This is a genomic window from Ruegeria sp. AL11, assembly GCF_056540865.1.
Genome location: NZ_JBQFXO010000010.1, coordinates 51,070 through 63,546, shown reverse-complemented (window position 1 = coordinate 63,546; position 12,477 = coordinate 51,070). Strand labels below are relative to the sequence as shown.

The 12,477-nt window shown below is 60.0% G+C and carries 13 protein-coding genes; 9 read left to right on the top strand and 4 right to left on the bottom strand.

The features are described from left to right. The first annotated feature begins 19 nt into the window (after positions 1-19). Genes ACR0IP_RS16465 through ACR0IP_RS16450 form a run of 4 tightly spaced genes read left to right on the top strand, consistent with a single transcriptional unit; the run spans position 20 to position 2,937 of the window. Positions 20-742 carry a molybdopterin-binding protein gene (locus ACR0IP_RS16465; protein ID WP_170379395.1) on the top strand — a complete coding sequence of 241 codons (723 nt, stop codon included), beginning with the start codon at positions 20-22 and terminating at the stop codon, positions 740-742. After that, a complete protein-coding gene (locus ACR0IP_RS16460; RefSeq protein ID WP_480526759.1) occupies positions 739-1,449 on the top strand; it encodes a GNAT family N-acetyltransferase in 711 nt (236 codons plus the stop codon). The genes ACR0IP_RS16465 and ACR0IP_RS16460 overlap by 4 nt, the downstream gene beginning before the upstream one ends. A gap of 16 nt (positions 1,450-1,465) precedes the next feature. Beyond that, entirely contained in the window at positions 1,466-2,038 is a 573-nt protein-coding gene (locus tag ACR0IP_RS16455) for a peroxidase-related enzyme (protein ID WP_480526757.1), read from the top strand. Then, on the top strand, positions 2,035-2,937 hold the full coding sequence (locus tag ACR0IP_RS16450; protein ID WP_480526755.1) for an OmpA family protein: 903 nt from the start codon (positions 2,035-2,037) through the stop codon (positions 2,935-2,937). The genes ACR0IP_RS16455 and ACR0IP_RS16450 overlap by 4 nt, the downstream gene beginning before the upstream one ends. A gap of 63 nt (positions 2,938-3,000) precedes the next feature. On the opposite strand, the gene ACR0IP_RS16445 is transcribed toward ACR0IP_RS16450, so the two are convergent. Then, positions 3,001-3,906 (bottom strand): LysR family transcriptional regulator, encoded by a 906-nt coding sequence (locus ACR0IP_RS16445; protein ID WP_170379389.1) that lies wholly within the window; start codon positions 3,904-3,906, stop codon positions 3,001-3,003. A gap of 227 nt (positions 3,907-4,133) precedes the next feature. Here ACR0IP_RS16445 and ACR0IP_RS16440 point away from each other — a divergent pair, with 227 nt between their 5' ends. Both ACR0IP_RS16440 and ACR0IP_RS16435 read left to right on the top strand, forming a co-directional pair. Beyond that, complete coding sequence (locus ACR0IP_RS16440) at positions 4,134-4,574, top strand: DUF4399 domain-containing protein (protein WP_170379386.1); 441 nt, start codon at positions 4,134-4,136, stop codon at positions 4,572-4,574. Positions 4,575-4,689: 115 nt separating this feature from the next. Continuing rightward, a complete protein-coding gene (locus ACR0IP_RS16435; RefSeq protein ID WP_480526752.1) occupies positions 4,690-5,622 on the top strand; it encodes a glycosyltransferase family 8 protein in 933 nt (310 codons plus the stop codon). A gap of 12 nt (positions 5,623-5,634) precedes the next feature. On the opposite strand, the gene ACR0IP_RS16430 is transcribed toward ACR0IP_RS16435, so the two are convergent. Continuing rightward, complete coding sequence (locus ACR0IP_RS16430; protein ID WP_480526750.1) at positions 5,635-7,662, bottom strand: 2,4-dienoyl-CoA reductase FMN-binding domain-containing protein; 2,028 nt, start codon at positions 7,660-7,662, stop codon at positions 5,635-5,637. Between the two features lie 137 nt (positions 7,663-7,799). On the opposite strand from ACR0IP_RS16430, the gene ACR0IP_RS16425 reads away from it, so the two are divergent. The 3 genes from ACR0IP_RS16425 to ACR0IP_RS16415 all read left to right on the top strand — a co-directional run bounded on the left by ACR0IP_RS16425 (position 7,800) and on the right by ACR0IP_RS16415 (position 10,558). Further along, the gene (locus ACR0IP_RS16425; protein WP_480526748.1) at positions 7,800-8,285 is read left to right on the top strand and encodes an RNA pyrophosphohydrolase; all 486 of its coding nucleotides are present in this window, start codon (positions 7,800-7,802) and stop codon (positions 8,283-8,285) included. 66 nt (positions 8,286-8,351) lie between these two features. Then, a complete protein-coding gene (locus tag ACR0IP_RS16420; RefSeq protein WP_480526747.1) occupies positions 8,352-9,725 on the top strand; it encodes a radical SAM protein in 1,374 nt (457 codons plus the stop codon). Then, a complete protein-coding gene (locus ACR0IP_RS16415; protein ID WP_480526745.1) occupies positions 9,722-10,558 on the top strand; it encodes a DUF547 domain-containing protein in 837 nt (278 codons plus the stop codon). Before ACR0IP_RS16420 ends, ACR0IP_RS16415 begins: the two co-directional genes overlap by 4 nt. A gap of 173 nt (positions 10,559-10,731) precedes the next feature. On the opposite strand, the gene ACR0IP_RS16410 is transcribed toward ACR0IP_RS16415, so the two are convergent. Both ACR0IP_RS16410 and nth read right to left on the bottom strand, forming a co-directional pair. Beyond that, positions 10,732-11,721: an adenosine kinase gene (locus ACR0IP_RS16410; protein WP_170692124.1), complete on the bottom strand. Its 990-nt coding sequence runs from the start codon at positions 11,719-11,721 to the stop codon at positions 10,732-10,734. After that, the gene (gene nth, locus ACR0IP_RS16405) at positions 11,718-12,362 is read right to left on the bottom strand and encodes an endonuclease III (RefSeq protein ID WP_480526928.1); all 645 of its coding nucleotides are present in this window, start codon (positions 12,360-12,362) and stop codon (positions 11,718-11,720) included. The genes ACR0IP_RS16410 and nth overlap by 4 nt, the downstream gene beginning before the upstream one ends. Positions 12,363-12,477: the final 115 nt, after the last annotated feature.

The window sequence follows — 12,477 nt, the reverse complement described above, 5'->3', positions numbered from 1 at the left end:
TCAAGAGGGGGCGCGCGCCATGGCCAATCCAACCGCTGCAATGCTTGTCATCGGGGATGAGATTCTCTCGGGCCGGACGCGCGATGCGAATATGCATTACCTTGCGGGGGAGCTGACCAAGCACGGCATCGACCTGAAAGAAGTGCGTATTGTCAGCGATGACGCCCCGGCCATCGAGGCGGCGGTCAAGGCTCTGTCGGAGTCCTACGACAATGTCTTCACCAGCGGCGGCATCGGGCCGACACATGACGATATCACCGCCGATTGCATCGCCCGCGCTTTTGGCACCCCTATCGACGTGCGCGACGACGCGCGCGCGCTTTTGCAGGCGCATTACGACAAGTCAGGGCTGGAGTTGAATGAGGCCCGCCTGCGTATGGCCCGCATTCCTGATGGGGCCGCGCTGATCGACAATCCGGTCTCAACCGCGCCCGGATTTACCATCGAAAATGTGCATGTGATGGCCGGGGTGCCCTCGGTCTTCCAAGCCATGGTGGCTAGTGTTTTGCCGGGTCTGACGGGCGGTAGCCCGCTGTTGTCTCAGACATTGCGGGTGGATCGGGGCGAAGGCGACATTGCTGCCACGTTGTCTGCACTGGCTGAGGCGTTCTCGGACCTGTCCATCGGTTGCTATCCGTTTCAGATCAACGGGGTCTTCGGCGCCAATGTGGTGATCCGGGGCATTGAAGGCGCTCGCATCGACGCGGCCATGACCCAATTGGCAAAAGAGCTTGAGTTGTGAGCATCAACTGGCCCGACATCGTTGACGGAACATGGCCCGCTGCGCGCTATGAGGCCCTTGGCCCCTTCCGCCTGCGCGAAGGGCAGGGCGGTGGATCGCGCGTGTCTGCCGCCAATGCGCTGGGTGACGCGACCGAGGCCGATATCATCGCGGCCGAGGGTGCCATGCAGACCATGGGCCAGAAACGCATCTTTTGTCTTTGGCCCGATGACCACAAGCTCGACGCTCAACTGGAAGCACGCGACTATGAAGTCCTGGACCCAGTCAACATCTACGCCTGCCCGCCAGAACTGCTGACTGATCAGCCTCTGCCCCGCGTGACCGCGTTCGACATTTGGCCCCCGCTTGCAGTCATGGCGGAGATCTGGGCCAAGGGCGGTATTGGCCCTGAACGTCTGGCCGTGATGGAACGTGCTGCGGGCCCCAAGACTGCGTTCCTGTTGCGGCATTCCGATCGCCCAGCGGGAACTGTGTTCTTAGCCATGCAAGGTGATGTGACCATGGTACATGCGCTTGAAATCTTGCCCGATCACCGCCGCCAGGGTCTGGGCCAATGGGCCATGCGGGCGGCAGCCTTGTGGGCGCGGGACAATGGGGCGAAAACGCTCAGCGTGATCTGTACAAAGGCCAACGACGGGGCGAATGGCCTCTACCGTGCGCTCGGGATGGAGATTGTCGGGGAATACCATTATCGTCAACGTGTCTAAGGAGTTAAGAAAGCCCGTGAAGCAGACTGATCTACCCACCGCGCTGAACCTGCCCATGGCCGACCCTTTGCCGCCCGAGACGCAGAAATATTTTGATGTCTGCCTCGAAAAGCTGGGCATGGTGCCGAATGTGCTGAAGGCTTACGCGTTCGACATCGACAAGCTGAATGCGTTCACGGCCATGTATAACGACCTGATGCTGGCAGAGAGCAGGCTGTCCAAGCTTGAACGTGAGATGATCGCGGTGGTCGTGTCCTCGATCAACAAGTGCTTTTACTGCCTTGTTGCTCATGGTGCAGCAGTGCGGCAGATGTCCGGTGATCCGCAATTGGGCGAGATGCTTGTGATGAACTACCGCACCGCCCCTCTGGGTGCGCGCCAGCGTGCGATGTTAGATTTTGCAGCGAAGATGACCACCGCCAGCGCCGAGATTGAAGAGGCCGACCGCCAGCACTTGCGCGATCATGGCTTCAGCGACCGGGATATCTGGGACATCGCCAACGTCACCGGATTCTTCAACATGTCCAACCGGGTGGCCAGTGCCACCGCAATGGCGCCCAACCCCGAATACCACGCGCAAGCCCGATGATCCGATGCCTCGCCCTTGCCTTTTGTCTGATGGCCGGGCCCGTTCTGGCGCAAGATCTAACCCTGCCTGCCAGCGCCCGTCAGATCAGCGAGAGGACTTCGCCATTGGACAGCTATGAGCTGCCCACAGGGTCCGTTGCGGATGGCATAGTCCCGTCTCGCACGGTCGAGGGGCGGGTCGAGCGGCTGACATGGCGCTTGCAGGCGGGCTCTAGCACGACGCTGCAATTGCTGGCTCCGCTGCGGGATCAGCTCGTGGCGCAGGGCTTTAATATCCTGTTTGAATGTGAGGCTCGGACCTGTGGCGGGTTCGATTTCCGCTTCGGAACCGAAGTGGTGCCAACGCCGGATATGTACGTCGCCATTCGTGACTATCGTTTTCTGTCCGCCACCAAAGGCGACGAGGCGCTCAGCCTGCTGGTCAGCCGCAACCCGCCGGATGGCTACGTGCAACTGATCCGCGTCGCACCCGTTGATGCGCCGGACCCAAAGCCTGTGGTCGTTGAGCAATCCGCAAGCGGAACCGAAGGCCTTTTGGACGCGTTGCGGCAGTCGGGCCATGTGATTCTGGACGATTTGCATTTCCGCACCGGTGAGGTGGCACTGGGCGACGGCCCGTTCGCCTCCTTGTCGTTGCTGGCGCAGTTCTTGGCAGACAACCCGTCGACCCGATTGGCGTTGGTCGGTCATACCGACGATACGGGCGCGCTGCAGGCCAATATCAAGGTTAGCACCGAACGGGCGCAGGCCGTGCGCGCCCGCCTGATTGACACACATGGCGTCGCGGCGGATCGGATCGAGGCACAGGGCGTGGGATATCTTGCGCCGCTGACCTCGAACGCGACGCCGGAAGGGCGCGATCTGAACCGTAGGGTCGAGGCTGTCTTGCTGGTCAACTGACGCGTCTTCAAAAAAAAAGACCCGCACGCAGAACGAACGGGCCGATCCAGTTCACCGGGAGAATTACCAGTCCATCGCGCCTTTTTCGGAATAAGCGTCAACGAGGAAGTCTATGAAGGCCCGTACTTTGGGCTGAGTGAAGCGGCCTGGAGGATAGACCGCGTAGATGCCTTGCACCTCATCCGGCAGGGATGGCATTGCATCTACAACCTCACCGGTCTTCAACGCATCGGCGTAAAGATAGCTGGGCAGATAGGCGATCCCGAGGCCCGAGACCGCCGCGTTTAACAGCGATTGGCCATCATTCACGCTGAGCCAACCGGCCGTGCGCACCTGACGTTTCTCGCCCGACGGGGCGGTTAAGCGCCAGACATTGCCCGAGGATTGGCTGGAATAGTGCAGCAGCTTGTGTTCATTTAGATCGTCGATCTTCTGCGGCCGTCCGTATTTCTCGATATAGCTGGGGGCCGCGACCATGCGTTTGACGGTTTCGGTCAGTTTGCGGGCGCGCAGAGTGCTGTCTTCCAGTTCTCCGATGCGAACGGCGACGTCAAAGCCCTCGGAAATCAGTTCCACGTAGCGGTTGTTCAGCACCATGTTCACGGTGATATCGGGATAGGTGGCCAGAAAATCCGACAGGACAGGCGACAGGTGATTGACGCCGAAATCCGTCGCTACGCTGATCCGCAGCAGGCCAGAAGGGGCCGATTGCATCGCGGTGACCAGCGAATCCGCTTCACCCGCGTCGTTCAGCACCCGGCGGGCGCGGTCATAATAGGCCAAACCAATCTCGGTCGGAGAAACGCGGCGCGTGGTCCTGTTGAGCAATCGTGCCCCCAGCCGCGACTCGAGGCTGGACACGTGCTTGGAAACGGCTGATTTGGAGATACCCATCTTCTTGGCCGCATCGGTGAAGCCACCTTGGTCCACCACGTTGGCAAAGGCTTCCATTTCCGTCAGTCGATCCATTCTCGTTCCCCAGGTCTTGCTACTTGCAACGACCTTGCACCTCAATCTGGGCGGAATCGGGGCGGACATGGGATAATATCAGGGTTTTGAATCGGATCGTTTGCGTATCAGAAACGCGGAAACAGTTGTTTCCCGCGACGGTGATCGCCCTGCAAACGGGCGTTTTCTGGAAAATATTCAAGATGTGCTAGGTTTAGAATGGCATTTTTGTGACGAGGGAGGAGATCATGAAAGCCATTTTTACAGCCATTTCAGTTGTTCTGTTTGCCACAGCCGCCGGAGCGCAGGAACAAACGCCATCCGCGCCGGGTGCGCAGGTCTATTTCGCGAACCTTGCGGATGGTGACACAGTGCAATCACCGGTCACGGTGGTCTTTGGCCTCAGCGGCATGGGCGTTGCGCCTGCAGGGACCGAAGCGGACAATACCGGCCACCACCACCTGCTGATCAATCGCCTACCACTTGGTCAGGGCGAAGACGGCGCGGATGAGCTGCTGTATGGGCTGCCATCAGACGAAAACCACATGCATTTCGGCGGTGGCCAGACCGAGGTCACTCTGGATCTGCCCGCTGGTCAGCACACGCTACAACTGGTTCTGGGCGATGCTGGACACGTGCCGCACAACCCGCCCATTGTATCCGAAGTGATTACGATTTTGGTCGAATAAGGGGGCGCCGGGTAACGCCGCAAACCAAGAGTTTTGAGGGCCGCTAAGGGTTTGAAGTGCCTGCTCTTCGCTGCTATTCCTTCTCATCACATTGACGTGATCAAGGGGGGGCGCGATGCAGGTGGTCTATGGCGTGAACAGGTCTTTTCTGTTCCCGGCTCTGCTTTCCGCATATTCCGCTGTCAAAAACGCCAGCAAGCCCTTGGATGTGACGATCTTCGGGCAGGATTTCACAGACGAAGACATTGCGATTGTTGAGCAGGTCAATCATTCCCTTGCGGAGGGAACGATTTCGTACCGGAAATTCGATCTGGAAAATCTGCCAGGCTTTTCCGAGTATAAGTCGAAGTTCCCTGCGATCACGATGCTGCCTTTGTTTCTGCCCCAGCTTTGCGAAAAGCGCTGCGTTTTTGTGGATGCTGACACTCTGGTTGTTTCGGATGTTTGGGAATTGCTGGACATGGACCTTGAAGGGCAGCCCTTTGCCGCATGTGTGGATATGGGGTTGGTGACGCTTGGCGGAGGGGATTTTCTGCGCCCTTCCCTGCAGCAGATTTTCAGACCGGGGCGCGAGCATAAAAAGTCGCTCAGCCGTGTGAGCAAGAGCATTCGGCTGGGGTTCATACCCGGCGAAGGGTATTTCAATGCCGGCATCATGGTGATGGACTGTTCGGCCATTCATGGCGATCGTGAATTACGTGAAATTAGCGATTTCGAGAAGCTGGTTCCGCACATTCCCTACCTGCCCGAACAGGACAGAATGAACCAATTGTTTCACGGTCGCTGGTTTCGCTTGCCTATTCAGTGGAACACGCGCCCTCAGATCTGGTTTGACGCACACAGTCCGAAATACCGCAAAATGTCCAAGACGTTCCGCCAGCATCTGAGTGATGCAAACAGAACTCCAAAAATCTGGCACTATGTCGGTGGCAAAAAACCTTGGCGCGCGACGCGAATGGCGCGCCTGCTGTTCCATCGCGCCTACCGTGACTACGAAACCTACATGGCCCAATTCGAGAAAGAGACAGGCCTGACTTATACCATGTAGACCTCAGCGCCCCTACATTGCGGCGGCCAGACGGGTGCCCTGATTGATCGCCCGTTTCGCATCCAATTCCGCCGCAACATCTGCGCCACCGATCACATGCGGCGTGATCCCGCGTTCGATCAGGGCGTCCGCAAGGCTGCGCTCGGACAGTTGACCGGAACACACAACGATGGTGTCCGCAGCAATCACCGTCGGGTCGGCGCGCTCTTCACCAAAGCTGATATGCAGGCCGTCATCGTCGATATGCTCGTAATTCACGCCGCCCACGAAGTTGACGTTTTTCATCTTGAGTGTCGCGCGGTGAATCCAGCCGGTGGTCTTGCCCAAGCCTTTGCCATGCGCCTGATTCTTGCGTTGCAACAGAGTCACCTGACGCGCCGGGGCTGCAGGCTGAGGGCCTTCCGGTGCCAGACCCGAACGGTGCTGTTCCGGGTCGGTTACGCCCCATTCCTTCATCCAGGCCGGCAGGTCGGTGGTGATGCTGTGGCCGTCCTCCAGCAGGAACTCGGATACGTCAAAGCCGATACCGCCAGCGCCGATGACGGCGACGGATTTGCCGACCTCTGCTTTCTCGCGCAGCACGTCGATATAGCTGATGACGTTGTCGCGGTCCTGACCTGGGATTTCCGGATCACGCGGGATAACGCCGGTGGCAATGACGACTTCGTCAAAGCTGGTCAGGTCGTCGGCGCTGACTTCGCGGTTCAGTTCCACCTTCACGCCCAGATCATCCATCATGGTGCGGTACCAATCGACCAGCCCCCAAAATTCCTCTTTCCCCGGCACCTGTTTGGCCATGTTCAACTGTCCACCGATCTCCGAGGCGCGATCAAACAGCGTGACGTCATGGCCGCGCTGGGCGGCGGTCATAGCGGTAGACAGGCCGGCCGGGCCAGCGCCCACAATGGCAACGGTCTTACGCGTCTCGGCCTTGCCAATGACAAGTTCGGTCTCATGGCAGGCACGGGGATTGACCAGGCAAGAGGTCAGCTTTCCGCCGAACGTGTGGTCCAGGCAGGCCTGGTTGCAAGCGATACACGGCGCGATCTGCGCGGACTGACCAGCGACCGCCTTGTTGACGAAATCCGCGTCCGCCAGCATGGGACGCGCCAGCGAGACCATGTCGGCACAGCCGGTCGACAACACCTCTTCTGCGACCTCGGGCGTGTTAATCCGGTTCGAGGTGATCACCGGGATACCAACTTTGCCCATCAGCTTCTTGGTCACCCAGGCAAAAGCCGCGCGCGGAACGCTGGTTGCGATGGTGGGAATCCGTGCCTCGTGCCAGCCGATGCCGGTGTTGATGATCGTCGCTCCTGCTTGCTCGATCCGCTGAGCAAGCTCGACTACCTCTTCATGGGTCGAGCCATTTGGGATCAGATCGATCATCGACAAGCGGTAGATGATGATGAAATCAGTACCCACAGCCTCACGCGTGCGCCGCACAACCTCGATCGGTAGGCGCATCCGGTTTTCATAGGAGCCGCCCCAGCGATCCTCACGTTTGTTGGTGTGGGTCACGAGGAACTGGTTCAGGAAATACCCCTCGGAACCCATGATCTCGACCCCGTCATATCCCGCCTTCTGGGCGAGGACCGCCGCATTCACGATGTCGCTGATCTGCTTCTCGATTCCGTCTTCGTCCAGCTCACTGGGCGGGAACGGAGAAATCGGAGATTTCACCGGGCTGGGCGCCACGCATTTGGGGCCATAGGCATAGCGTCCTGCGTGCAGAATTTGCATCGCGATCTTGCCGCCCGCCTCATGCACGCGGTCGGTCACGACCGAGTGGTTCGCCACGTCCTTTTCGGTGGTCATCATCGCAGCGCCCGGCAGGACCGAGCCTTCGAGGTTCGGGCCAATCCCACCCGTCACCATCAGCGCCACGCCCCCGCGTGCGCGATCCGCATAGAACTCGGCCACGCGGTTCCAGTCGCCGGTCTCTTCCAACCCGGTATGCATCGAGCCCATCAGCACGCGGTTCTTCAACGTGGTAAAGCCCAGGTCCAGCGGGGCCAGCATGTTTGGGTACGCAGTCATGGCGAACTCTCCCTTCCGAAGTTGAGGAATAGATTGACGTTCGCGTAAACATTGTCACGCGAAACCTAACGTCATCCCCTTTGCGCCTGTCGCGCGGCTTGATAGAGAGGTCGCGAACCCTATCCAAGAGGCCGCGCATGACCCCGGAAGAGATCGCCAAACTGCCCTATCGCCCCTGTGTCGGTCTGATGCTGATTAATGCTGAGGGCAAGATCTTTGTCGGCCAGCGCAATGACCGCAACAAGGACGCGTGGCAGATGCCTCAGGGCGGGGTGGACAAGGGCGAGGACCCCCGCGACGCGGCTCTACGCGAGCTGTGGGAAGAAACCGGGGTGACCGCTGATCTGGTCGAGGTTGTGGCTGAGACTGACGGCTGGCTGCCCTATGATCTGCCGCACGACATCGTTCCTAAAATCTGGAAAGGCCGCTATCGCGGGCAAGAGCAGAAATGGTTTCTGCTGCGCTTCACCGGCCATGACGACCAGATCAATATTGCAACGGACCATCCGGAATTCACCAGCTGGAAATGGCAGGCCCCGGATCAACTGGTCGAAGAAATCGTGCCGTTCAAGCGCGCGGTCTATGAGCAGGTGATTGCGGGTTTTGCGGATCATCTGAGCTGATCACCAGCCTGCACGTTGCCGTGAGGGGGCGTGGTTCGGGTCAGGGCGCGCCTCTAGCTTGGAGGCATGAAAGACACCCTGCCAGACCCCATCTCCATCAAACCCGCCGGACGGCGATTTCAGGGCTCGGACCAGTGCGCGCCTCTGCGTGAGGGATTGCGCGGGTGCGGAGAGTTCGGTCCCTCTCAGACGGCAGGGCGGTTCTACCCGATGGCCTGTGTCGCGCTTGAGGTGACGCAGCGCTGCAATCTGGACTGCACTCTGTGCTACCTCTCGGACCGGGCCGAGATGACCTATGATCCTCCGCTTTCAGTCCTGTTTGCGCGGATTGCCACGATCCGCAGCCACTATGGCGGTGGCGTTTCTGTGCAATTGACCGGCGGCGACCCGACCCTGCGCAAAGTTGACGACCTTGAGGCGCTCTGCCGCGAGATCAGGCGGCTTGGCATGCGCTCGTGCCTGATGACCAACGGTATCCGCGCCAGCCGGGCGATGCTGACGCGATTGGCCGCGGCGGGGCTGGATGACGTGGCCTTTCACGTGGACATGACGCAAGAGCGCAACGGGTTCACCTCCGAAATGGAGCTCAACCGCGTGCGCAAAACCTATATCGACCGGGCGCGCGGTTTGGGGCTGCGTATTCTCTTCAACACGACCGTTTTTGGCGGCAACTTTGCCGAAATCCCCGATTTGGCCCGGTTTCTGCGGGACCAGCCCGAGGTCGGTTTTGTCTCGTTCCAGATGCAGGCAGATACCGGGCGTGGTGTGTTGCGGGCGCGACCCGATGCAATCACGCAAGACAGCGTCATCCGCGCTGTCGAGCAGGGTTATGGCACGTCTTTGCATTTCGACTCGGCGGCCGTCGGGCATTCCAGTTGCAACCGGTATGGCAGCGTTGTTTCTGCGGGGGGCAAGGCCGTGTCGTTACTGTCGAACCGGCGCCTGGTTCAGCGGGTGATTGCGGCGCTTGAGGAGGTGGATACAGGCCAAGACGCTCATATCCGCATCCGCCCCTGCGTGGGACGCCTGATCCGCCGCCATCCGCTGCTGGCCCTTTGGGCGCTCAGCCATCTGGCCGGGTGCCTTCTGCGGCTGGGGACCGGCGTATTGCGCGGACCGGTACGGCGGCAGGCCGTGTTCATCCACAATTTCATGGCTGCGGATGCGTTAGAGGAAGACCGCTGCGCCTCTTGCGTGTTCATGGTTGCGACGGCCAACGGGCCGCTCTCCATGTGCGTCCACAACGCGCAGCGGGATCATCATCTGGCCGCGCCGGATCGGGTGGACAGTCCGATGGGCACCTATTGGTGGAACGCGGCGACGCGCGGTCTGTCTGCGCGCCCGGATCTGCCCGCGTTGAAAGACCCTAGGGTGGCCCCACTGAAACGCCTCAAAGGGCAGTTGCGCGCTGCCCGCCAAAGCCGAAAGAACGCTTCATGAGACAGGTTCTGATCTTGCTGCTGCTGCTTCTGGCCGCCTGCGCCAGTGTGGAGAGGCTGGCCTTGCCTGCCGCGACGCCGTTGCCCGACACGGCCCTGACCCGCGCCGCGCCCCCTCCGGGTGAGAAGGTAGATCATGGCGATTGGACCCGCTTTCTGACCCGCTACGTGGCCCCCGATGCGCGCGGCGTGAACCGGGTGGCTTATGGACAGGTGAGCGCGGCAGACAACGCGGTGTTGGATGCCTATCTGACCGAGTTGCAGGCCGTGGATCCGGCCAATCTGACCCGTGATCAGCAGCTGGCCTATTGGATCAACCTCTATAACGCGCTGACGGTGGATGTGGTGCTCGAGGCCTATCCGGTCGCCTCGATCCGGGACATCAAGGATGGGCTGTTGTCGATCGGCCCGTGGGGTCGCCCCTTGGCCGTGGTGTCGGGTCAGAGCCTGACCCTCAACGACATCGAACACCGCATCATCCGACCGACTTTCAATGAGCCGCGCATTCACTACGCGCTGAATTGTGCCGCGGTCGGGTGCCCGAACCTGATGGCCCGCGCCTGGGAGGCCACGACGCTGGAACGCGATCTCGCCGCAGCCGAGCGCGCCTATGTCAACGATCCGCGCGGAGTGCAGTTCGATGATCAGGGGCGACTGATCGTGTCGAAAATCTACATCTGGTTCCGCGAGGATTTCGGGCCGAATGAACAGGCTGTGATCGCCTATCTTGAAACAGCAGCTGACCCGGAGTTGCAACAGCGCCTCAAACAGGCGCGACGTGTGAATGCCTATGAGTATGATTGGGCGTTGAACGATGCAGGGGTCGGTTTCTAACGGCGCGGAGCAAAGGCCGTAGGCCGCCGCGCCAGCGCCGACCCCCCCTCGGGGCGGCGCTTTTGCAGCGTTGGGTGTTTACCGAACCTATCAGTATCTGGTTGCCATAAAGCTCTTTACATCCGAGGCCGGGTGCGCCTTCCCGCGGGTCGGCGCTGTCTCGGCTCAGCGCTTTACAGCAGGCCTTCTTCCCGCAGCAATTCTTGCAAGTTGGCTTCGGGGCGCGGACCGATATGGCTGATCACTTCGCGCGCGCAGACGTTGCCGATCCTGGCGCAGGTCTCATAGTCGCGGCCGGTGGCCATGCCGAACAGGAACCCGGCGGCGAACTGATCGCCTGCGCCGGTCGCATCCACGGGCACTACTTTTTCGACGGCAACATCGTGACGGGTATCGCCGTTCAGAACCGTCACGCCGTCGCCCGAACGGGTGCAGACGACCAGAGGGCAGATTGCGGCGGTTTTGGCCAGTGCGTCCTCAAGATCATCGGTTTCGAACAGCGATTTGATCTCAGCCTCATTGCCGATCAAGAAGTCCAGTTCGTTCTCGATCAGCAGCAGGAAATCGACCCGGTGACGCTCCACGCAGAAAGGATCGGAAATGGCGATACCGGCCTTGCCGCCGCCTCTGTGACAGGCACGCGCGGCCTCAAGAAACGCAGCTTTGCCCTTTTCCTTGTCGAACAAATACCCCTCGAGGAACATGATCTGGCTGTTTCCGGCAACCTCGTCCGAGACATCCTGAGACGATAGTTCCGAGGAAATCCCCAGATATGTATTCATCGACCGCTCGCCATCGGGCGAGACAAAGATCATCGAGCGTGAGGTCGGCAGCTCGCCGCCCGGCACAGGTGGGTTCACGAAATCCACGCCGTCTTCGTTCATCGCATCGGCATAGAAGCGACCCAGCGCGTCGTCATGTACACGGCCAATAAAGGCAGCATCCAGACCCAGCGCACCCGCGCCCGCAATGGTGTTTGCGACCGAGCCGCCCGGTGTCTGCACCCGACCCTCCATCGAGGCATAGAGCACTTCGCCGCGCTCTTGCTCGATCAGTTGCATGATGCCTTTTTCAATGCCCATCAGTTCCAGGAAACTGTCATCGGCTTGGGAAATGACATCCACAACGGCATTTCCGATGCCGGTCAGTTGGTAGGTTTTCATAGGGTCTTGTCCTCGAATTGACAGAGATCACGGATGATGCAGGTCGGGCATTGCGGCTTGCGCGCTTTGCAGTGATAGCGCCCGTGCAGGATCAGCCAGTGATGTGCATGGAGTTGAAAGTCGGCTGGAATATTGTCCTCGATGGCGCGTTCGACGGCATCTACGTCCTTGCCGGGGCAGATACCAGTGCGGTTGCCGACACGGAAGATATGCGTGTCTACCGCTTGCGCCGGTTGCCGCCACCACATGTTCAGAACCACATTGGCCGTCTTACGACCCACACCGGGCAGAGATTGCAGCGCCGCGCGGGAATTGGGAACCTCGCCATCGTAGTCCTCGACCAGAATACGGCTGAGCTTGATGACGTTCTTCGCCTTCTGGCGGAACAGTCCGATGGTTTTGATATGCTCGATCAGGCCCTCTTCGCCCAGATCCAGCATCTTTTGCGGGGTGTCCGCGATCTTGAACAGCGCGCGCGTGGCTTTGTTGACGCCCGCATCGGTTGCCTGCGCTGAAAGCGCCACGGCGACGACCAGAGTGTAGACGTTCACATGCTCCAGCTCGCCCTTGGGTTCCGGGTCGGCCTCTTGAAAGCGCGTAAAGATCTCGCGGATCGTGTGGTAATCGATTTGCTTTGCCATCCGAGCCTTAATGCCGCCCAAGGGCCAATGACACAAGCCCAAAGCCAATGCGCAAGTTCCGGGTCGCGGGGGCGTGACCTGCGCGTTATGGTTCAGATCAACAGATGAGGTGAAA